The sequence below is a fragment of the Thermopolyspora sp. NPDC052614 genome, from assembly GCF_040678635.1.
Taxonomy (GTDB): domain Bacteria; phylum Actinomycetota; class Actinomycetes; order Streptosporangiales; family Streptosporangiaceae; genus Thermopolyspora.
On record NZ_JBFATZ010000002.1, the window covers coordinates 76269 to 97142 of the forward strand.

Here is a 20874-nt window from a genome sequence, read left to right on the forward strand (position 1 = left end):
CGTCAGAAGCGGCGGTGGTCGCGGGCGGGCATGCGGGGGCCGCGCGGCGGGGGGCGGTGGCCGGTGAGCTCCAGGAGGCGGGTCACGCGGTACCGGTGGCCCGCGTAGGGGGCGAGCAGTCGGAGCATGCCCGCGTCGTCGGTCTTCTCGCCGGTGAGGGCCCAGCCGACGATGCCGGGGATGTGGTAGTCGCCCACGGACACGGCGTCGGCGTCGCCGTGGGCGCGCTGGCGGATCTCGGCTGAGGTCCACGCGCCGATGCCCGGCAGGGCGCGGAGCAGCCGGTCGGCCTCCGCGCTCGCCACGGCCCCCGGCCGGGCGGTCGCCTCCAGCTTGTCGGCGTGCCGGGCCGCGTTGACGATCGTCCGGGCCCGTACGGCCTCCGCCCCCGCCCGATGCCAATCCCAAGACGGGATTTTTCGCCATATTTCGGGCTCAGGGAAGACGCGCATGCCCTCCGGGGCCGGGCCGGGCGCGGGCTCGCCGTACCTGCGCATGAGCCACCGCCACGCCCGCCACGCCTCCCGCCCCACCACCTTCTGCTCCAGCACCGCGGGCACCAGCGCCTCGAAGACCCGCGACGTCCGCCCGATCCGCAGCCCGGGAAGCCGCCGCCAGGCGTCCAGCACGACCCCGCCCCCCGCCCCGGCGGCGCGCTCGGCGATCCCGGCGAACGCGCCGCGATCGTCGTCGGCCCCCAGCGCCTGTGGAAGCGTCTGCAGCAGCCACTGCGCCCCCGGACCCCACGCCCGCCCCAGCACCGCGCGCTCCCGCGCCTCGACGGTGACGAGAATCGTCCCCGGGCCCTCGGGCGTCCGGCACGTCCGCCACACCCCGCCGTGCTCGGCCCGCCAGGCGGGGTCGCCCGCGCCGCGCCGATGCGGCGACAACGTCAGCGCCACGTCGATCGGCCCGTCCGGACGCCATCGTCGTTCCCTCGGCGTCGTCACCGGGCCACCGTACGCCAAGCCACCGTACGCCTGGCCACCGTACGCGAAGCCACCGTACGCCGGACGAACGGATCGGGACACGGCGGCGTCACACGTCGCTGGAGAACCGGACCGCGACCTCGGGCAGCACGACGCCGGGCCACAGCCGGGCGCCCGCGAGCAACTCGTTGCCCGGCCCGACCACGGCCTCGTCGCCGACGACGACCCCGGACAGGACGGCCCCGCCCGCGATCCGCGCGCCCGGCCCGACGACCGAGTCGATGACGGTCGCGCCGGGGCCGACCACGCAGCCGTCGAGCAGGACGCTGCCGATCACGGTCGCCCCGGCCTCGACGATCGCGCCGCCGCCCACGACCGAGCCGCCCGACACCTTGGCCTCGGGCGAGACCACCGCGCCGGTCAGCGTGAGGCACTCGCCGCACGGGCCGGGCAGCGCCGGCGACTCGAGCCGGCCGAGGACCAGGTCGCGCGAGCCCTGGATGTACGCGGTGGGCGTGCCCACGTCCAGCCAGTAGGTGGCGTCGACGTACCCGAGCACGAGCGCCCCGGCGTCGATCAGGCCGGGGAAGGTCTCGCGCTCGACGGAGACGACCCGCCCCTCGGGGATCGTGTCGATCACCGACCGCTGGAAGACGTAGCAGCCCGCGTTGATCCGGTTCGTCACCGGCTGCGGGGTCTTCTCCAGGAACGCGGTGACCCGCCCGTCGGCGTCCGTGGGCACGCAGCCGAAGCGCGAGGGGTCCTCCACCTCGGTGAGGTGCAGCGTCACCGCCGCCCGCCGGGACATGTGCAGCGCGACCTGCGCGTGGATGTCGTGCCCGGAGAGGATGTCGCCGTTGAGCACCAGCACGGGATCGTCCGGCCCGCAGGTGAGCGCCTGTGCCGCGTTGCGGATCGCGCCGCCCGTGCCGAGCGGCGTCTGTTCGGTCATGTACACCAGGTCGAGCCCGAACGCCGACCCGTCCCCGAACGCCTCGGTGAACATCGACGCCCGGTACGACGTCGCGAACACGATGCGCCGCACTCCGAACGACTTCGCCCGCGCGAGCTGATGCGCAAGAAACGGCACGCCCGCCGTGGGCAGCAGCGGTTTCGGTGTGCCGAGCGTCAGCGGACGCAGCCGGGTGCCCTTGCCCCCCACCAGGAGGATGGCCTGCAGATGTCCGTCGTCCGGGGAAGTCTCCATCATGCCGGTGAGGCTAGCTCACTGTTCGGCCGCCCGTTGGTAGGACACGAGGTGGGCCTCGGCGGACGCCTCCCAGGTGAACTCCCGCGCCCGCGCCGGCCCGGCCTCCGCGAGCTCCTCCCGGCGCTCGGCGGAGGTGAGCAGGGCGCGCAGCCCCTCGCCGATGTGCTCCGCGTCGGGCTCGGTGTAGGCGACCGCGTCGCCGCCGACCTCGGGCAGCGAGGTGCGGTGCGTGGTCAGCACGGGCGCGCCGCACGCCATCGCCTCCAGCACCGGCAGCCCGAAGCCCTCGCCCTTGGACGGGAAGGCCACCACCAGCGCCCCGCCGAGGAACCCCGGCAGGTCCGCGAACGGCAGGTAGCCGGGCCGCACAACCCGGCAGTCGGGCGGCAGCGCGCGCACCGCGGCCTCGACCTCGTCGTCCCAGTCGAACCCGCCCGCCAGCACCAGCGCCGGCCGCCGCCGCAGGCCGCGGACCGCCTCGGCGAAGCCGCGGACGAGGTTCGGCACGTTCTTGCGCGGCTCGGCCAGGCCCAGATAGGCCACGTACGGCCGGCCGTGCAGCCCCAGCCGCCCGGACACCCGCTTGACCTCCGCCTCGCTCGGCCGGTGGAACAGGGCCGGGTCCACGCCGTGGTAGGCGACGTCGATGCGGGTGGGGTCGGCCGACAGGACGCGGACGAGCTGATCCCTGGTCGCCTTCGACGGCACGATCACGCGGGTGGCGTGCCGTACCGCGGTCCGGGTGGCGGAGCGGAAGAACGACGCCTTGCCCGTGCCGTGCTGGTCCTGCTCGGTGAACCAGGTGACGTCGTGCACGGTCACCACGGTCGGCAGGCCCGCGCGCAGCGGCATGGAGTAGTAGGGGGCGTGGATCACCCGGGCGCCCGCCTGCCGGGCGAGGACCGGGATGCTGGTCTGCTCCCACACCAGCCGCGCCGCCCGGTTGGTGATCGCGGGCGGGCCGGTGACGATGTTCGCGGACGGGGCGAGCCGGCCGTAGCGCTCCCCGTCGGAACGCTGGCACACGACGACGAGGTCGGCGCCCGCGCGGTCCAGCGCGGCCACGAGCCCGTCGACGTATCTGATCAGTGCGCCGCGATCCGCGGGGACCGCGGCGGCGTCGACGAGCACACGGGGCGTCAAGATGGATCGTCTCCCCTCAATCCAGATCTGCCCTCGGCATCACTGTATTCCGCTACTGCCCGGAACCGTGAGTGCAATCACGTGAGTTTCGCGAAGCGTCATGAAGGTGGTCAGGTTCGGTGGAAGGGGTCCACCGCATCGTCACCTTTGCGGCGATTCCCGCCAGTCCCGCGCACACCAGGTCACCGGCCGACACCAGCAGTCGTGAGCAGAGCGCCGCCGCGATCGCCGGCCCCTGGTCCAGCACCGGGGCGAGCGCCGCGATCATGGCGACCTCCCGCACCCCGGCCCCCGCCGGGGCCAGCACCACGATGAAGCCCAGGCACCAGGCGAGCGCGAACGCCCCGGTCGACAGCGCCGCCGCCTCGGCCCCGGTGGCGCCGAGGCCCCACGCCAGCAACGCCAGATGCACGCCGTACGCGACCCAGCCGGCCAGCGCCCAGCCCGCCGAGGCCAGCACCCCGCGCCGCGACAGCGGCCGCTCCAGCGGCGGGCGGCGGATCAGCCGCAGCCCCAGCCCGAGCACCCCGTTGACCACCTTGGGATGCAGCCCGGCGACCAGCAGCGGCAGCAGCGCCAGCAGCCACGCGTAGCGGGCCACCGAGCCGCCCGCGAACACCGGCAGCGTGGCCGCCGCCACCAGCACCCCCGTCGCCAGATAAACCGGATAAGTCAGGAAAAAGGCGGCTGCGCTGCGCGGGCGCGGCACCCCGAGGTCCCGCCCCATCTCCATCTGCGCCAGCACCGGCCACAACGAGCCCGGAATGTACTTGCCGAGCTGCCCGACGAAGAACACCTTCGCCGCGTCCACCGCCCGCAGCGGCGACCCGAGATCCGCCAGCAGCGCCCGCCACATCATCATGCCCGCGCCGAGCGCCCCCAGCACCGCCACCAGCGACCCGGCGAGCAGCCCCCACGACAGCCTGCCCAGCCCATCGGCGACCGCCCGCCACTGCCCGGCCACCGCCCAGGCCCCGAACCCCAGCGCGACGGCCAGGAAGCCGAACCGTGCCATCCGGCGAAGCACGCTCTTGCGCCCGCTCACCGTGGCCGTCGCCCCCCGCGCGCCGTCGTCGGCATCGACGGCCTCCGCGTGGCGGCTCGCCTCGCCTGCCGCGGGCTCGCCCGGGGTCACGGCGTACGGACCGGCTCGGGTGGGCGCGGAAGCACCGGCCCGGCGGGACGGCGGGGCGTCTTCGTCGCGACCCACAGATACGTGGGCACGACCGGCAGCAGCGCCCGCAGCGCGAACCGGGGCAAACGGGCCAGCACCGCGCCCGCCAGCCGCCCGACCACGCCGGGGAACAGCTCCGACCCGGCGAACCTGGCCGGGGTGACGAGCACCGGGAAGGTGTAGTCCCACACGTGGAAGTCCTTCAGCATGCGCCGCAGCCCGCGCCGCGTACGGAACCGCTCGTAGTACCGATCCGCCCGCCCGAACATCCGCACATACCGGTCCGCGAGCGACGGCGGCAAATAGGACAAAAACGGCAGCTTGTAATGCGGCTCCATCACCCCGAGCCGGTTCCCCAGCCCGAGATACAGCACCCCGTCCTCGGCGAGCACCCGATGCATCTCCGCCACCACGGCGTCCGGATCGACCACGTGCTCATAAATGTGGTTGAACACCAGCACATCCACCGACCCGTCGGGAAACGGCAGCGCCGTGCCGTCCCCGCACACGAACACCACCCGCTCCCCGAACCGATCCGCCGCCTTCCGCAGCCCCGGCACGTCGATGTCCACCCCGAACGTACGCGCGGCCCCCGCGTTGACCAGCTCATCGGCGATGAACCCGGCCGAACACCCGATATCGGCCACGGTCAGCCCATCCAGCACGCCCTTGCCATCGCCGTCCCCCCGCCCGAGAAAATGCCCGAGCACAGCGATGATCTTCGCCGCCTTGCGCCGCCGCTTCGCCTCATCCAGCATCGCACTCTGAAACTCGGAGTACTCAAGCTGCGCGCTTCGGTCCCTACCCACGCCGCCCAACAGTACCCGTCCAGCACCCCGGCCGTAGTCCCCATCGCCCGGGCCGCCGGTCGCCGGGAAGACGGTCGCACGGAGTGCGGACAACCCGACGCCCGACGTTCAGGAGCGGATGATCGGCAGGGCCCAGGTGAGCGCGGGATGCTCGGGACAACTCACCACCTGCCGCCTTTCGGCGACGGTAAGGACGAAACGGTCCTGAGACGGAGATCCCGAATCACGCCAGGCCTGCACGGCCGCCTCGATCCGGTCCCACAGCCGATGCCTTCCGCCCTGCGTCACGCTCCAGCCCGCCTCGCCGGATCCGGACAGCCAGGCAGAGGACTCGCCGTCCGTGATGCAGGTGACCGGCCCGGCGTCGTCGAAGACGGTGAATCTCGACGCGGTCGGCACGGCGAGCTGGGCGATCCACCGCGGCATCCACTCGTTGAGCGTGTCGGCCCCGAAACGGGCGGGGCGTCGATCCCCGTCGCGCGGCGGTTGCGGCAGGTGGGGAGCGTGGTGGGCACGGGCGGTCATGAACGACACCGTGCCGGGCAGGAAGTTGCCGTGCGCGGTCCCCGCGCCGGTCACGGTGAGGCGGGCGAGGCCGGAGCCGTACAGCCAGCCCGACAGGGTGGCGAGAACGACCCCGCCGGGCCGTACCCGCTCGATCCAGGCTTGCGGAACGTGGCGGACCGAGCAGGTCGCGATCAGCCGATCGTAAGGGCCTTCGCCGAGGTACCCGGTGAGCGCGTCCCCCGCGAGGAGCCGTGGGCGGTATCCGGCCGCGTGCAGCGCTACGGCGGCTTTGGCCGCGATGTCAGGATCGACGTCGATCGAGGTGACCAGGGCGTCGTCGCCGAGACGGTGACACAGGAGCGCCGTGGAGTACCCGCTCCCGGTGCCGATCTCTAGAACCCGCTGCCCATCCTCGACCCGCAGATCCTCCAACATGGACACGACCAGCCCGGGCAACGTGGAGGACGAGGTCGGCTCGCCACTGATTCTGCCGTGCCGGTCCGCTCGCCCGATCTCCTGGATCTGCGTAACAAGTGTCTCGTCGCTGTACGCGAGACGCAGCCACCCCTCGTTTCCACAGCCTTCCGGCGTCATCGCCTCCCAGTAAGTGAAGCCTCCCTCATCCCGGGACAGATAGACGCGCTCGCCAAGGAACTTCTCGCGCGGCACGGCCTCCACCGCCCGCCGCCACTCGGGAGCCCGGATCGCGCCGGATTCGACGAGTCGCTCGGCAAGCCCTTCACGCAGTCGAGCGGCCAAGGACTCGTTGGCCCGAATTCCGGTCACAGGCGAGATCCTTCCAGCAGATCCGCGATCGCGGAGGCGATCGGCACCCCGGTGGCGTCCTCCAGCCACGCCCACTGCCCGTTGGGATTGCATTCCAGGAAGATGGGCTCTCCCTCCTTGCCGAGGGCGAAGTCGAAGCATCCGAACCGCAGCCCGAAGTGCTTCAGATAGAAATCACAGGCAAGTTCGAGTCCATGCGGTGGATCGACGACACTATAGACGATCGCATCGTAGTCTTCCCGCCAGTCCAGCGATGGCGAGTCGATCCGTACGCAAAACAGCCGACTTCCGACGGCGGTGATGCGCAGGTCGGCGACCTTGTCCACTTGCACCTGAAACAGGTGAGCGGTCGCCTTGATGGACTCGTCCATCTCGCTTGAGTCGACGGTGCCGGTCCAGATCGTGGACCTCTGCTGCCGGTCGTTGACGTGGACGATCGACCGGAGTGGCTTGTACACGACGCGTTCGTACGAGTCGGCGAACGCTCTGGCCTTGTCGGGCCGATTCGTGATCAGAGTGGCAGGAACGGTGAATCCCGCACGGACGGCGGCGAGGAGTTGAAGCGGCTTGACCTCGGCACGGGCTATCTGCCACGGATGATTGACGTACGGGCAGTTGATCCCGGCGAGGATCCCGCCCAGCCCGAAACGGGCCTCCCTCGCGGCGAATTCGGCCGCTGAATCGAGCCCGCCCTTTTCCGGACCGTACGGGGTGGGCCGCCGATAATAGACGGCCCGCACCCGCTGCAGATCCAGACGCCGTGACCCGGTGGCGATTTCGCCGATCATTCCCGTTGTGCCGAAATAGGCCGACGTACTCGCCTGGCCCGGAAAATCCACTCCGGGATCAAGGCGAACCACCGGGATATCCCGCCGATTCAGCTCCGCGATCACCATGTCGGCGGTCGGGTCGTCGACGCGCGTGAGCACGAGAACCGCCCCTGCGGCCTCACCTTCAGTCGGGCACATACTCGATGATCTCGGTGTCGTCGGGCGGTGTGGGACTGTTTCCGTCACCGCCGCCGGTGTGCTGCGACCGCTTCTGCTCCTTGCTCGTGCCGTGCTTGCCGGCTTCGATCGGTCGACCGTCGTGGCCGATGTACACCCCCCTCTGGGTCGACGGGTCCAGACGGACCTCGGTGTAGGCGGCCTCAACGGGCGGCCCGAGCGGCCGCATGCGCGTCAGTCCCCAGGGGACGACGGTGGGGTCGGACATCACTTCTCCTCTTTCTGGTTCTTCTGCGGTTCAAGGCGGAACGCGCACCATACGGTTTTGGCGGTCGTGTAAGGGTCGGTGTGAAGGCCCCACTGGTCGGAGAGCATCGCCACGATCGCCAATCCGCGTCCGTGGGTGGCGTCGATCGTGGCGTCGAGAAGGTGCGGCCGGCCGCTGCCGTGGTCGTCGACCGCGAGGTTAAGCATGTCGTTCTCGATCCGCAGCGAAAGCCGTACGGGGAACTCGCCATGGAGAATGGCGTTGCCGATTAGTTCGCTCGCGCTCAGCACCACATCGTCTGCCATATGCGACAGACCCCAGGACCTGAGAGTGTCCCTGACGAGGCTGCGCATCTTGGAGACGATCTCCCGGTCACGGGGGACGTCCCAGTTCACCTGGCGGCGACTCTCTGGGGGCTCGATCATCAACGGGGTTCCATGTTCGTCGGCGGAATCGTCCGATCCGTGGGCTACGGATCGTGCGCGGCATGTAACTCATTGAAGCGTGACCGACACGTTGCGTCACCGGTGTTCGTGGCATGGTTTCTATGCACCGTGGATGGCCTATGACGTGGGCAAACGTGCGGCGGGGAGAGCGGCCTATGTCAGGTGCCGACCCGATGTCCAATTTGTGCTGTTGCCGATCGGGTGCTGAAAGGTCACGCTGCGTGTGGGTGTACACCCGGTCGGCGAGGGAGATCCGTGATGGGCGGATGGAACAAACGTGACGTGACCCGGCTGCGGACGCAGATGTTGAAACAGGGCCGCGGCATCGACGAGATCGCCGTGGAGATTCGGCATCTATGCCGCTGCTCGTACCTGGCGGCCTACCGAATGGCCCACGGTCTCAGCCAACCCGAGGTCGTCGACCGATACCTGGCCATCGCCCCCGACTCCGCGATCGACCAGCCGTTGCTGTCCCGGCTGGAGATGTTTCCCTCGGCCGGTTCCCGAACCCCACGCGCCACCCAGATCATCACGCTGGCCGGCGTCTATGGCACCACTCCGCTTCGCCTGCTCGCCCCGGACGCGCTGGACAGGCTCGACTCGCACGAACGTGCTGCGCTGCTTCGCTGTGACACGAGCTCGGCCCGATCGGACACCGTTGGGGACCGGCAGGACGTCTGCGGTCAGACGCACCCTTCATACCCGGTCGGCCCATCCGAGGTGGCTGAACCTCTGGACAGGCAGGTAGCCATGGCAGCACGACGCGCTCGGGGTTTCGCGGCCATGGTCGAGACCAGCAACGTGGGCCCAGAGACACTCCATGACATACGTGACGCCGTGATACGCCTGGCTTGCGCCTACACCCGGCAACCCCTCCCTATCCTTCTGGCCGACCTGATCGATTTACAGGAGACGGCCTTCCGATTGCTGGAGGGTCATCAGAGACCAGTCGAGTCCCGCGAGATGTACCTGCTGACGGGCGCGATATGCGGCATGTTGGCCAAGGCTTCCCACGATCTCGGTGATTCCCGCGCCGCGATGACGCAAGCCCGTACCGCCTACATCTGCGCGGGCAACGCAGGTCATCGCGAACTCCGCGCATGGGCCAGGGCTCTTCAATCAGGGATCGCGTACCGGGCTGGTTGGCTTCATGATGCCGTCCGTTACGCCGAACTAGGCATCGAGGCTTGTGGCCAGAACAAAAGTTCAGTTGCCATCTGGCTACTCTGTGCGGAAGCGCGTGCGCAGGCGAAGCTGGCCATCCCCGCTAAGGCTCGATATGCGATCGCGCTTGCGAATGAGCGGCGTGGAGAAGTGACGCCTGGAGACCTTGACATGTTTGGAGGCGAATTCTTCTTCCAGCCCTACCGCCAGCATTACATGGCCGCGGGGGCCTTGGTTCTGATTCCCGGTGAGGAGAGGCGGGCGGAGTCCGAAGCGCAGGCGGCCTTGAAATTGCATGACAGCGTAGCCGACGATGTCAAGTCTTTTGCCACGGAAGCCGGGGCGCGTGCGGAGTTGGCGCTGGCGCGGGTACACATGGATGAACTGGAAGGCGCTCAAGAGGCCCTGACTCCTGTACTCGGGATACCATCCGAGCAGCGAATTTACGGGTTGGTTGAGACCGTATCAAGGATCCATGGTGCGCTTTGTGAATCCAAATATCGTGATTCCAGGCTGGCTCGAACCATCCAGCGCTCCACCGAAATGTTTTGCCGATCCCCGCTTCGTCTAGCGCTGCCACGGTGGGGCGAGGGCGCCCTGTGAAAGGGAGGTGCCGCAGGAGCGGCGTGACCCGGTGGGCTACCGGCGAGTAGGCTTCAGCGCCTAGCCTGGGCGGATGCTGCGTTCCGTGATGGCCCGCCTGGCGAGTCGGCTGCGGTCGAGTTCGCTGCTGCGGGTGGGGCTCGCGGTGGTCGCGCTGGGGTTTCTCGGGTATGGGGTGGCGCGGCGGTGGGGTGAGACGGTGGCGGCGCTTGGGCTGCTGTCGTGGGGGTCGGTCGCCGGGGCGCTCGTGGCCGTGCTGGGTGGGATGGGGTTTCTGCTGGTGGCCTGGCAGGTGATCCTGGCGGGGCTGGGGTCGCGGTTGCCGTTGCGGGTGGCGGCGCGGGTGCTTTATGTGGGGCAGCTCGGCAAGTATGTGCCGGGGGCGGTGTGGGCGTTCGCGGCGATGATCGAGTTGGCGCGGGAGCATGGGAGTCCGCCTCGGCGTACGTTCAGCGCGACCGTGCTTGGGCTGGCGACCTCGCTCGGGTGCGCGCTCGCGGTCGCGGCGGTGACGTTGCCGCTGGCCTCGGGGGAGGTCGCGCGGCGGGCGTGGTATCTGCTGGCGTTGGTCCCGGTCATCGTGGTCGGGCTGCATCCCCGGGTGCTGACGTTCGGGCTGAACCTGGTGCTGCGGGTCGCGCGTAAGGAGCCACTCGATCGGGTGGTGCCGGGGGCGGCGATGGTCGTCGCCGGGGTCTGGTCGCTGCTCGGCTGGGTCTGCTACGGGGTGCAGCTGTGGGTGCTGCTCGCCGATGTGGTGCCGGAGACGGCCGGGTACGGCCTGCCGTACCTGTTTGTCGTGGCGGCCGGGGCGTACGCGCTGGCGTGGGCGACCGGGATTCTCACCGTGGTGGTGCCGGCCGGGCTGGGGGTGCGGGAGGGGGCGATGGTGCTGGCGCTCGCGCCGGTGGTGGACACGCCCCGCGCGCTGGTGATCGCGATCGTGTCGCGGCTCGTGTTCACCTTGGGCGACGTGCTGTGGGCGGGGCTGGGGTTCCTGCTGGCGCGGACCGTGCCCGCCCCGGTCCCGGCTCAGGGGGCGAGCAGCGTCTCCACGTAGGCCGACCAGTAGGGGTCGGGGTCCACGGCCTTGACGCCCGCGCGCAGGCGTTCCGGCTCGCCGGGGGCGTAGAAGCGGTTGAGGGCGTCGGTGAGCGCCTCCACCGAGCCGGGTTCGACGAGCAGGCCGTCCACGCCGTCGGTGATGTGGTCGGCGAGCGCGCCCACGCGGGTGGCGATGACCGGGACGCCGTGCTCGTGGCCGAGCCAGACGTTCTGGCTCGCCGTGGCCGAGCGGTAGGGGAGGACCAGGGCGTCGGCGCGCTCGAACAGGCCGGGCACGTCCTGCGCGGGCACGTAGCCGGGGCGCAGCTCGACGCGATCGGTCAGGCCGAGTTCGGCGATGAGGGCGCGGGTCTCGTCGAGGCCGCCCCAGAACTCGCCGGCGACCGTGAGCGACACCTGTGGCGGGCCGGCGGCGAGGGCGCGCAGCAGCAGGTCCAGGCCCTTGTAGGGGCGGACGAGGCCGAAGAACAGCAGCCGTTCGCGTACGCCGTCCGGCTCGTTCGCGGCGTCGCCGGGGCGTTTGACGGGCAGGTGCGGCGGCATGACGGCGACGCGGCGCGGGGCGGGCGTCAGCTCGCCGGCGAGCGCGGACTGCTGCTCGCTGTGGGTGAGGACCGCGTGGACGCGGCGCAGCAGCGCCTTCATCAGCGGCCGATCGTACGGCTTGCGCTCGTGCGGCAGCACGTTGTGGCACAGGGCCGTCACCCGGGTCGCGGTCGCCGGGCGGCGGGTCGCGCCCAGGCCGGACAGGATGCCGAGGTACGCCGGGACCTGCACCGGGCTGAGCACGGTGAGCACGACCAGGTCGGCGGCGCGCAGGCGGCGGCCCGCCCGCAGCCAGCCGTCGGGACGCCGCCAGTCGAGCTCACGCCGTACGTTGGCGAAGGGCTCGCCCTCCGGGGCGTCGATCGTCTGCTGCCCGGGGTAGAGGAACGCCGGGTACTGCGCCCGCCACGACTCGATCACCACGTCGTGGCCGTGGGCGGCGAGCCGGTGCGCCAGCTCGGTCGTGTGGTGCGCGCCGCCGCCCTTATAGGGATATGTCGGTCCGACCAGGACGATCTTCACCGGCTAGTCCCCGCGCGAGCGCACGATGAGGTCGGCGAGCAGCGCCAGCGACCCGATCAGCATCCCGGTGAGGAAGACCATGACGGTGTTCGCCGGGAAGTAGAACGGATGCAGGAACATGTCCACCACGCCCTTGGCCAGCCCGATGCCGATCAGCAGCAGCGCGGGCGGCATGAGCACCTTGAGCGGGTTGAAGTACATCACCATCCGCAGCACCTGCAGGATGTAGCGGTAGGCGTCGGAGACGAAGTTGAACTTCGACTTCCCGGCCCGCTTGCTGTACTCGATCGGCAGGTAGTACACGTCGTGCTGGTTCGACAGGAACGCCAGCGTGATCGTCGTGACGCAGGAGAACCCGGGGGGCAGCAGCCGCAGGTACGGCAGCGCCACCGACCGGCGGAACGCGCGCAGCCCCGAGTTGAGGTCGGGGATCTCCTGCCCGGCCAGCCGCTCGGCCACCTTGCGGATGAACCACTTGGCCGGGACCCGCAGCAGCTTGTGCGAGCCCTGCTCGCTGGTGCGCGCGCCCACGACCTGGTCGATCGAGGAGTCCTTCTCCAGGATCTGCACCAGCTCGGGGATGCGCTCGTTCGGGTAGGTCATGTCCGCGTCCGTCCACACGACGATCTCGCCGCGGGCGTCCTGCGTGCCGATGCGCCGTACGGTGCCCGAGCCGCCGTTGCGGTGGAAGGCCACGACCCGCATGTTCGGGTACTGCGGAGCCGCCTCGCGCAGCCGGTTCAGGGTCTCGTCCGTGGAGTGGTCGTCGATGGCGAGCAGCTCGTAGGTGTAGCCGCTGGAGTCCATCGCCGCGCAGATGCGCTCGACCTCCTCCAGTACGTGATCTTGCTCGTTGTAACAGGGAAGGACTATCGTCACGTACGGCTTGTCGTCGTCTTCCATGGATCCAAGTCTCACTGCGTCGGGCAAGGGTCAGGCAAAGCAGGCGGGCGTCGGCGTCTGTCGGAGGGCTGTCGAGCAAGGCTACTCCGCCCCGTCAGCACGGGGGCGCACATCTTTGCCATCTGTGACCACACCGAATGCTTCCCGACGCCGTACGCGGCCGTCCCGTGACCTTCCCGCGGGCCGATCAGCGGGTGACGAGGAAGTCGTCGGGGTCGCGCGGCGGGCGTTGCCGGGGCGGGGCGGCGGGGTGGCCGATCGCGACCGCGCCCATCGGGTCCCAGTCGGCGGGGAGGTCGAGGACCTTGCGCACCACGTCCCGGCAGAACATCGTCGAGGACACCCACGCCGAGCCCAGGTTCTCCACGGCGAGCTGGACGAGGAAGTTCTCCACCCCGGCCCCGGCCGCCACGACGAACATCTCGCGCTCGGCCGCCGCCCGGCGCGCGTCCGGGTAGGCGTGCGAGCCGTCCATGACCAGGCACGGGACGGCCAGGTAGGGGGCGTTGCGCAGGACGTCGCCGCGCCGCAGGCGGCGGGCGATCGACTCCGCGGAGAAGCCGTCGCCGCGCAGGTCGGCGGCCCAGGCGTCGCGCATCGCGTCCAGCAGCTCGGTGCGGGCCCGCGGCGACTCCAGCAGGACGAAACGCCACGGGGTGGTGTGGTGGGGCGCCGGGGCGGCGATCGCGGCGGCGACCGCGCGGCGCACCGCCCGCGGATCCACCGGTTCGTCGGAGAACTCCCGGATCGTACGGCGGGCGAAGACCACATCGGCCGCGCCGTACCGGAACATGTCCTGGTCGGCGGGGCGGACCAGGGCCCGCGCCCCCGGCCCGTCCTCGGCGGTGACCAGGTCCGCCAGGCCGCGCACGACGGCCACCGGGACGCCGGAGAGCTTGCCCTTGACCAGCTCGGCCGCCGCCGCGATCTCGTCGGCGAGCGCGGTCACGGTCGCGGACAGCGGGTTGCCGTAGGCGTCGGACCGGCCCCGCAGGTCCGCCACGGGCCGCACGCCCGCCGCGCCGATGGCCACGTCGGTCAGCCCCTCGCGCCAGGGCCGCCCGAAGGTGTCGGAGACGATCACGCCGACCTCGACGCCCAGGCGTTCGCGCAGGCCGTGGCGGATGCGGCGGGCCGAGGCGTCCGGGTCCTGCGGCAGCAGCAGCACCGTGCCCGCCTCGGTGTTGGAGGCGTCCACCCCGGCGGCGGCCATCACCAGGCCGTGCCGGGTCTGCGCGATCACCGTCTCGCCGCGCCGGGCCACCACCCGCACGGTCTCCTGCTCGATCGCCTCGGTACGGCTCGCGCCCGGCTGAATCCGGCCCTCCGCCTTGCTCACAATCTTGGAGGTGACCACGACGACGTCGCCCGGCCGCAGCTCGGAGGCGGCCCGCGCGATCAGCTCGGCGAGGTCGTCGCCCGGGCGGACCTCGGGCAGTCCCGTGACGCCGTGGACCTGGTACGCGCGGCCGGTCATCGGGCGGCCTCCTCGGCGAGGCGCAGGGCGGCGCGGGCGATGTCGGCGGTGGCGTCCGGGTCGCTCATGAGCAGCGGGCGGGCGACGACGCGCACGCCGTCCAGGGCCACGTCCGCGTCCTCCTCGGCGACCAGCCAGCCGTCGATGAGCGGCCTGCCGTACAGCTCAAGGACGGCCTGGGCCGTGGTGGGGACGCCGATCGCGGTGAGGCAGGCGTCGGCCATGCCCCGGACGGGCGCGCCGCCGATGATGGGGGAGACGCCGACCACGGTCTTCGGCTCCAGTGCCTGGCGGATGCCGGGGATCTGGAGGATCGTCCCGATGCTCACCACCGGGTTCGACGGGGGCAGGATCACCGCGTCGGCCTCGGCGATCGCGTCGAGCACGCCCGGGGCGGGCTTGGCCTCGTCCGCGCCGACCAGCACGATCTGCCCGGCCGGCACGGAGGCGCGCAGCCGTACCCACCACTCCTGGAAGTGGATGGCGCGGCGGCCCTTGTCGTCCTCGATCACCACGTGGGTCTCGGCGCGCTCGTCGGTCATCGGGATCAGCCGTACGCCGGGGTTCCAGCGGTCGCACAGCGCCTCGGTGACCTGCGAGAGCGGGTAGCCCGCCGAGAGCATCTGGGTGCGCACGATGTGGGTGGCGAAGTCGCGGTCGCCCAGGCCGAACCACTGCGGCTCCACGCCGTAGGCGGCCAGCTCGGACTTGACGGTGAACGTCTCGTCCGCGCGGCCCCAGCCCTGCTCCTCGTTGATGCCGCCGCCCAGCGTGTACATGACGGTGTCGAGGTCGGGGCAGACGCGCAGGCCGAACAGGGTGATGTCGTCACCGGTGTTCCCGATGACGGTGATCTCGGCGTCGGGCGCCGCGGCCTTGAGACCGCGCAGGAACCGCGCGCCTCCGATGCCGCCGGCGAGGGACACAATCCGCATGCGGTCAGTCTGACATCCGCCCTTCCGCCGCCCGACATCCGTCCCCGGGGCGAGACGACCGCACGGCGAGCGGCCTGGGGCCGGGTGGGCCGCCCGTGCCGCGGGCTCGGGGGACCTGATCCGCGGCTCGGGGTTCATCGGGCCGTCGAGCTTTGGTTTCCGCGGTGATGCGACATTCGTCCCGTGATCATGCGACATTCGCCCGATAGCGGCTGGGCGATGTGTCGGTCGTCGGGCGGTTTGTGGGGGCTGAGCTGGAATTGTCGGTGGCAGATGGAACAGTTTTGTGACTAATGAGGATTCTGAAGTCCCACAACACCAATGTCGCTGATGTGCGAAACTGCCCCGAGGCCATGTGGCCGCAGGGGGTTGGAACGTGAACGAGCAGATCAGGCCGGGCAGCGCGCAGACATGGGGTGGGGCGTACGTCGGCGGCCAATGTTGTGAGGAGGCGTCGTGATCGACGTCGAGGAGGGCCGTCTGCGCGAGCCCGCCGCCCTGGCCATGATCGCTTCTGCCGCAGTCATCGTGCTTGTCCGGGTCGGGCGGCTGCTGGTCGGCTCGCCCCCGGGACTCTCCTTCAGCGAGCGCGCCGCCGCGACGCTCGGCGATCTGACCAACCCGCTGCTGGCGGCCGTGGCGCTCGGCGCGGTCCTGCTGGTCACCCGGTTCGGGGAGATTCCGCGTCGGGGCCGTGAGATCACGCTCGGCGCGGTGGTCACGTTGGGCGTCGCCCTGCTGTTCGGCCTGGTCAGCCTGGGCGGGCTGCTGTTCGCCGGATTCGGCTTCCGGATCACGGTCGAAGCGCTGCTGATCGCCGTGCCCCAGCTGGGGCTGATGGTCATCGCCCTGCTGTACGCGATGCGTGTGTACAACAGCACGCCCTGGCCGGGCGGTGTTGGGCGTGCCTCCGGCAGGATGCCCGGACCCAACCTGCCGTACCCCGGCCAGTTCCAGGCGGGCCAGCCCCAGGCGGGCCAGCCGCTGCCCGGCTACCCGCAAGGCGGTTATCCGGAGCCGGGCCCCCCACAGCCGGGTCCCGGCGGGCCGAGGGCCGAGTCGCACGGCGTTCCCGGCCCTGTCGGCGCCCCCGGCGTTCCCGGGCATCCTGCGGGGCCGAACGGTCCGGGTGGTCCGAACGGTCCGGGTGGTCCGAACGGTCCGGGTGGTCCGAACGGTCCGGCCGGAGCGGGAGGCTACGCGGGTCCTGGCGAGCCGGGACACGTCGTACCCCGTCCGGCGCTTGAGCCCGGGCCGTCGACGCGGGCCCCGGAGGAGCCCGGCCAGGATCGGCACGACCGGCCCGCGCCCGAGCGGCCTTCCCACGAGCCCGTCCTCGGCCTGCCACACGAACGGCAGGCGACCATGGCGGAGCCCCCGGCGCCGGAGTACGGCGGCGACCCCGGCACCGTCCAGCAGGAGCCTCCCCGGCAGGCACGGCACGGCATGGCCCGGGCCGAGTCGCGCCCGGACGGCGACGCCCTCGGAGCCGACGATCCCACCTGGACCCGCGACGTCCCCCGGCCGCCCGCGCCCGCCTACCCGCCGCGGGGCGACGACTACGGGCAGCCGACGACGGTTTACGGTCCCTCGGAGCTCGGCGATCACCTGTCGGCGGGCCGGTACGAGCCGCCGGGCGGCGGGCACGACCTGCTGGGAGAGGGCCACCGGGACGGCGCGAACGCCGTCGCCGGGCTCGGCGAGCAGGGGTTCACCGGGGGTACGGGCGACGCGCCCGGATCGCCCGGCTCGGGCCAGGACGGGCGTCACTCCCCGGCGTCGTCCGGCATGTCCGGTACATCCGGCACGTCCGGGGCTTCGTACCGTGGCTATGACTCCGGCGAGTACACGCCGACGGAGACCTACCCCAACCTTCCCCCGTCGCCGATCCCCGCGATCGGCGAGCCCTACGTGCCGCCTCGCCCGCTGGACGGCGGCCAGGGTCGGCACGGCTCCTCTCAGCCCGGCGAGCACGGGCAGCCCGGCGCGTACTCCTCCCCGGCGGCACACCCGCCCCGCCAGGAGCGCCCCTACGACGGCCCCGGCGGCGAGCGCGCCTACGACACGCCCGCCTTCGGGCGTCAGGACGATCGTGGGTGGCCCGCCGCCCCTTACGAGCCGTCCCAGCCGTCGCCGCCCTCGCCGCCCGTCGAATCGGGCGCGGGCGCGTCCGAGGCCCCACCGGCCATCCAGCCGTACGGCGATCTGGGCGACCCCCGGCAGCAGCAGATCCTGCTGGCGTACCAGCAGGCTCAGAGCTACCAGCAGAATCAGAACCGGACGCCGGGCCACGGCCGGGAACCGGCGGCGCAGCCTCCGGGCGGTCGGCCCCAGGGACACGACCACCTGGGCGAGAACCCGCCCGGCCAGAATCCGTTCGGCCAAGAGTCGGTCGGCCAGGGACAGCGGCCGCAGGAGCACGGCGGCCACGATCACGGCGCTCCGGGCCTGTCGGGTCACCTCGGCCCAGGCCAGGGCCGACCGGAACACGACTCTCCGGCGCAGAACCAGTGGAGCACCGGACACCACGGCCAGGAGCAGCAGACTCACGGCTCCGAGTACTCGCCCAGGCCGCAGCAGTCGCCGGTGCCGAGTTTGTCGGATCCGTTGTCGCCGTCGTATGTGACGGGGCCGCAGCAGTCGCCTGCGGGTGGTTTGGCTGATTCGTCGGGGTCGTCGTATTCGACCGGGCCGCAGCAGTCGTCGGTGTCGGGTCTGTCGGATCCGTTGTCGCCGTCGTATGTGACGGGGCCGCAGCAGTCGCCTGCGGGTGGTTTGGGCGATTCGTCGGGGTCGTCGTATTCGACCGGGCCGCAGCAGTCGTCGGTGTCGGGTCTGTCGGATCCGTTGTCGCCGTCGTATGTGACCGGGCCGCAGCAGTCGCCGGTGCCGAGTTTGTCGGACCCGTTGTCGCCGTCGTACGTGACGGGCCCCCAGCAGCCGCCTGCGGTCGGTTTGTCCGATCCGTCGGCGCCGACCTACTCGACCGGCCCGCAGCGGCCGCCCCTGGACGACCCGCTCGACACCAGCAGGCCCTTGCCGGAGTACACCTCCTACTCCTCGGGCCCGCAGCCGTCCCCGCAGTACCCGACCGGGCCGCAACCGCAGCCGATTCCGCCGTCGCCGCCGGAGCCTCGCCCCGAGGAGCGGCAGCGGCACGGGGGCATTCCCCAGGGCTACGGCAGCCCGCTGGGCCATCCGCAGGCGCCGCCGTACCGTGGGCCGGAACCGGGCGCGGTTCAAGGTCACGTCGCCGGGCAGGGGCGAGAGGAGCGGCTCGGCGCGGACAAGACGCAGACGTTCCACGTCGGGGACTTCCCCGGCCAAAATTCCCACCAAGGAGAGCAGAACACCACCGCACACCCTCATGAACGCCGAAACCACGACGAGCCAATCGATCCGACCGCGATTTACGCGCCCGATCAGGCTCCGCCGAGGTAATGATCGAGAAAGATGTCCATAGTGATCAGGTAGGACGCGGCGCGGCGTCCGGCCCCTGCTGGTACGGTTCCGACCGCCGATAGCGCTGACACAGGCCCGACCGGACCGGGGAGAGCGTGTCTTTCCCCGGATGGCGTCATGCCGCTTGACGTCACAGGTGAGACACGCGTGTAATTACAACATTGTTGTTTACGCCGGTCCCAGAGGTGGGTATGGGGAGCGGCGTGTCCAATGGGGGGCCTGGCTTATCCATCGGCGAGGCGGGCAGACGAGCGGGCGACAGGGAGGTGTGCAGTGACCGAACAGGTCATCGCACAGACGCTCGGCGGTGAAGAGGAGCTTGGGTGGCAGGAGCGCGCGCTTTGCGCGCAAACCGATCCTGAGGCGTTCTTCCCCGAGAAGGGCGGATCGACTCGGGAGGCCAAGAAGGTCTGCCGTGCCTGCGAGGTACGCGCGGAATGCCTTGAGTACGCCCTCGAACACGACGAACGGTTCGGCATCTGGGGAGGGCTCTCCGAGCGCGAACGCCGGCGCATCAAGCGCGAGGCGAGCTGACCTGAGCGCAACCGCGTACGGCCGCGACCAACCGGGCATGACCATGTCGCCCATGACCATGTCGCCGCCGACGCACCTGACCGACCGTTGCCCACGGCCCGGGCACGCCGCGTACGTTCCGCCCCCCTCGGATGCCCCCTCGACGTAGGCGGCCCGGCAGTGCGAGCTCACCCGGAAGTTCAGTGGCGCTCGTCGTAACCCGGGTCGATGGTCTCCGGAGAGAGGCCGAGAAGGTCGGCCACCTGTTCCACCACCACGTCGTGCACGATCGCGCCGAGCTGCTCCCGATCGCGGGCGCGCGCCTCTAGGGGGCGGCGGTAGATGATGACGGCGGCCGGGTCGCCGCTGGCGGCCGGTTCGGCGCGCCCGAACGGGATCGGATCCGAGGCCAGGCGCGCAGGACCGTCGACCAGGTCCTCCGCCGGCGGCACCTCCTCGACCGCGAACTCCACCGCGGACAGCTGCTTGCCCCACCGGGGCTTGAGCCGGTCGACCGCGTCGAGGACCAGATCGTCGAAGCGCTCGCTGCGGGACCGCGCGATCGGCACGTGCGACGGCGCGAGGGGACCGCGCATGCCCCGGCCATGCCGATCCCGGCGCCGAGGCCGACGACCGGGGCCCATGGAGCGTCCCTCCCCACCCGATGACGAACTCACCCTCCAAGGGTAGGGCCAGCCGGCGCCGCCGGTGCTGACGTCGCGATGAGTGTCCGGATTGTGGCGACACGCTAGTTAAGAGCGGCGGGGTGGTGGCAAAGTGAACGCAGACCGGATACGGTCCCTCCGTGAGCCCCGTCCGCAGCTGTTCCCGTACCGCCTGCAGGCAGCCTGCCGTCTTCACACTCACGTACGTGTACGCGGACTCCACCGCCGTCCTCGGCCCGCTCGCCACGTACGTGGAGCCCCACTGTTACGACCTGTGCGCGGAGCACGCCGAGAGGCTCACCGCCCCCCGAGGCTGGGAGGTGGTGCGCCTGCCATCGGAGGCGGGTCAGCCCAGCACAGACGACCTGGAGGCGCTCGCCAACGCGGTCCGCGAAGCCGCGAAGCCCACCCCCTCCACCGGCGCCGAGCCGGTCGGTCAGGGCGTCGAGGTGGGACGGCGGGGGCACCTGCGCGTGCTGCGCTCCTCGCAGCCGAAACACGAGAAATGACGGCCGGTTGCCCGGCCCGGGACCGTGGCCCCGCCAAGGCCGCGACCCGGCCGGGCCCTCGGCGTGCGTGAGCCGGCGATCCTGCGCCGTGCGCGGATTCGGCGTTGTCACGTGCCGCCAGGTGCCCGGCGCGCGCCGGTTCGCGCCGGGCCCGATGCCCGCCTGTGTGCCGCGCTGCCCACAGGCCGTGTGACGTGTCGCCGAGCCGCCGGACGCCGGGCCGGAATCGGCATCGCGATCACCCGACGGGCGACACGACGACCGGCGAAATGCCCGGCGGGGACGCCTCAC

General features: G+C 71.2%; 19 protein-coding genes. 5 read left to right on the forward strand and 14 right to left on the reverse strand.

From position 1 onward, the window contains the following. Positions 1-2 precede the first annotated feature (2 nt). The 9 genes from AB0K60_RS03905 to AB0K60_RS03945 form a co-directional block, all read right to left on the reverse strand. Complete coding sequence (locus tag AB0K60_RS03905) at positions 3-950, reverse strand: DNA-3-methyladenine glycosylase 2 family protein (RefSeq protein WP_364048295.1); 948 nt, start codon at positions 948-950, stop codon at positions 3-5. An 88-nt stretch (positions 951-1038) separates the two neighbouring features. Then, positions 1039-2139, reverse strand: a complete 1101-nt coding sequence (locus AB0K60_RS03910; protein WP_364048297.1) for an NDP-sugar synthase — start codon at positions 2137-2139, stop codon at positions 1039-1041. A gap of 15 nt (positions 2140-2154) precedes the next feature. After that, entirely contained in the window at positions 2155-3282 is a 1128-nt protein-coding gene (locus AB0K60_RS03915; RefSeq protein WP_364048299.1) for a glycosyltransferase family 1 protein, read from the reverse strand. 52 nt (positions 3283-3334) lie between these two features. Further along, positions 3335-4417, reverse strand: coding sequence for a lysylphosphatidylglycerol synthase transmembrane domain-containing protein (locus AB0K60_RS03920; RefSeq protein ID WP_364048301.1), 1083 nt, complete (start codon positions 4415-4417; stop codon positions 3335-3337). Then, on the reverse strand, positions 4414-5265 hold the full coding sequence (locus AB0K60_RS03925; protein ID WP_364048303.1) for a class I SAM-dependent methyltransferase: 852 nt from the start codon (positions 5263-5265) through the stop codon (positions 4414-4416). Before AB0K60_RS03925 ends, AB0K60_RS03920 begins: the two co-directional genes overlap by 4 nt. 108 nt (positions 5266-5373) lie before the next feature. Then, the gene (gene tgmC / locus AB0K60_RS03930) at positions 5374-6558 is read right to left on the reverse strand and encodes an ATP-grasp peptide maturase system methyltransferase (protein WP_364048305.1); all 1185 of its coding nucleotides are present in this window, start codon (positions 6556-6558) and stop codon (positions 5374-5376) included. Beyond that, positions 6555-7487 (reverse strand): ATP-grasp ribosomal peptide maturase, encoded by a 933-nt coding sequence (gene tgmB / locus AB0K60_RS03935; protein WP_364048307.1) that lies wholly within the window; start codon positions 7485-7487, stop codon positions 6555-6557. Before tgmB ends, tgmC begins: the two co-directional genes overlap by 4 nt. A 25-nt stretch (positions 7488-7512) precedes the next feature. Further along, positions 7513-7773 carry a putative ATP-grasp-modified RiPP gene (gene tgmA / locus AB0K60_RS03940; RefSeq protein ID WP_364048309.1) on the reverse strand — a complete coding sequence of 87 codons (261 nt, stop codon included), beginning with the start codon at positions 7771-7773 and terminating at the stop codon, positions 7513-7515. After that, a complete protein-coding gene (locus tag AB0K60_RS03945; RefSeq protein ID WP_364049272.1) occupies positions 7773-8198 on the reverse strand; it encodes an ATP-binding protein in 426 nt (141 codons plus the stop codon). The genes tgmA and AB0K60_RS03945 overlap by 1 nt, the downstream gene beginning before the upstream one ends. 279 nt (positions 8199-8477) lie before the next feature. Here AB0K60_RS03945 and AB0K60_RS03950 point away from each other — a divergent pair, with 279 nt between their 5' ends. Together AB0K60_RS03950 and AB0K60_RS03955 are read left to right on the forward strand one after the other, a co-directional pair. After that, the gene (locus AB0K60_RS03950; protein WP_364048311.1) at positions 8478-9986 is read left to right on the forward strand and encodes a hypothetical protein; all 1509 of its coding nucleotides are present in this window, start codon (positions 8478-8480) and stop codon (positions 9984-9986) included. 73 nt (positions 9987-10059) lie between these two features. Then, on the forward strand, positions 10060-11046 hold the full coding sequence (locus AB0K60_RS03955; RefSeq protein WP_364048313.1) for a lysylphosphatidylglycerol synthase domain-containing protein: 987 nt from the start codon (positions 10060-10062) through the stop codon (positions 11044-11046). Here AB0K60_RS03955 and AB0K60_RS03960 read toward each other — a convergent pair. The 4 genes from AB0K60_RS03960 to cofD form a co-directional block, all read right to left on the reverse strand. Beyond that, positions 11019-12119, reverse strand: coding sequence for a glycosyltransferase family 4 protein (locus AB0K60_RS03960; RefSeq protein ID WP_364048315.1), 1101 nt, complete (start codon positions 12117-12119; stop codon positions 11019-11021). The two genes, AB0K60_RS03955 and AB0K60_RS03960, sit on opposite strands and share 28 nt — an antisense overlap. Positions 12120-12122: 3 nt before the next feature. After that, positions 12123-13022 carry a glycosyltransferase family 2 protein gene (locus AB0K60_RS03965; RefSeq protein ID WP_364048317.1) on the reverse strand — a complete coding sequence of 300 codons (900 nt, stop codon included), beginning with the start codon at positions 13020-13022 and terminating at the stop codon, positions 12123-12125. Positions 13023-13209: 187 nt separating this feature from the next. Then, positions 13210-14499 carry a coenzyme F420-0:L-glutamate ligase gene (locus AB0K60_RS03970; RefSeq protein WP_364048319.1) on the reverse strand — a complete coding sequence of 430 codons (1290 nt, stop codon included), beginning with the start codon at positions 14497-14499 and terminating at the stop codon, positions 13210-13212. Next, the gene (cofD, locus tag AB0K60_RS03975) at positions 14496-15434 is read right to left on the reverse strand and encodes a 2-phospho-L-lactate transferase (RefSeq protein ID WP_364048321.1); all 939 of its coding nucleotides are present in this window, start codon (positions 15432-15434) and stop codon (positions 14496-14498) included. Before cofD ends, AB0K60_RS03970 begins: the two co-directional genes overlap by 4 nt. A gap of 456 nt (positions 15435-15890) precedes the next feature. Between cofD and AB0K60_RS03980 the strand changes: the two genes are divergently transcribed. Further along, on the forward strand, positions 15891-18875 hold the full coding sequence (locus tag AB0K60_RS03980; protein ID WP_364048323.1) for a hypothetical protein: 2985 nt from the start codon (positions 15891-15893) through the stop codon (positions 18873-18875). A 294-nt stretch (positions 18876-19169) separates the two neighbouring features. Then, a complete protein-coding gene (locus AB0K60_RS03985) occupies positions 19170-19430 on the forward strand; it encodes a WhiB family transcriptional regulator (RefSeq protein WP_364048325.1) in 261 nt (86 codons plus the stop codon). Between the two features lie 179 nt (positions 19431-19609). Here AB0K60_RS03985 and AB0K60_RS03990 read toward each other — a convergent pair whose 3' ends face one another. Then, the gene (locus tag AB0K60_RS03990; protein WP_364048327.1) at positions 19610-20005 is read right to left on the reverse strand and encodes a metallopeptidase family protein; all 396 of its coding nucleotides are present in this window, start codon (positions 20003-20005) and stop codon (positions 19610-19612) included. Between the two features lie 209 nt (positions 20006-20214). Between AB0K60_RS03990 and AB0K60_RS03995 the strand changes: the two genes are divergently transcribed. Next, entirely contained in the window at positions 20215-20583 is a 369-nt protein-coding gene (locus tag AB0K60_RS03995; RefSeq protein WP_364048329.1) for a DUF3499 domain-containing protein, read from the forward strand. Positions 20584-20874 lie beyond the last annotated feature (291 nt).

Excerpts from the sequence above, each read along its gene's own strand:
- AB0K60_RS03910 (WP_364048297.1), bottom strand. The coding sequence starts at position 2,139 with ATGATGGAGACTTCCCCGGACGACGGACATCTGCAGGCCATCCTCCTG.
- tgmA (WP_364048309.1), bottom strand. The coding sequence starts at position 7,773 with ATGTCCGACCCCACCGTCGTCCCCTGGGGACTGACGCGCATGCGGCCG.
- AB0K60_RS03945 (WP_364049272.1), bottom strand. The coding sequence starts at position 8,198 with ATGATCGAGCCCCCAGAGAGTCGCCGCCAGGTGAACTGGGACGTCCCC.
- AB0K60_RS03950 (WP_364048311.1), top strand. The coding sequence starts at position 8,478 with ATGGGCGGATGGAACAAACGTGACGTGACCCGGCTGCGGACGCAGATG.
- AB0K60_RS03955 (WP_364048313.1), top strand. The coding sequence starts at position 10,060 with ATGCTGCGTTCCGTGATGGCCCGCCTGGCGAGTCGGCTGCGGTCGAGT.
- AB0K60_RS03965 (WP_364048317.1), bottom strand. The coding sequence starts at position 13,022 with ATGGAAGACGACGACAAGCCGTACGTGACGATAGTCCTTCCCTGTTAC.
- AB0K60_RS03970 (WP_364048319.1), bottom strand. The coding sequence starts at position 14,499 with ATGACCGGCCGCGCGTACCAGGTCCACGGCGTCACGGGACTGCCCGAG.
- cofD (WP_364048321.1), bottom strand. The coding sequence starts at position 15,434 with ATGCGGATTGTGTCCCTCGCCGGCGGCATCGGAGGCGCGCGGTTCCTG.
- AB0K60_RS03990 (WP_364048327.1), bottom strand. The coding sequence starts at position 20,005 with ATGCGCGGTCCCCTCGCGCCGTCGCACGTGCCGATCGCGCGGTCCCGC.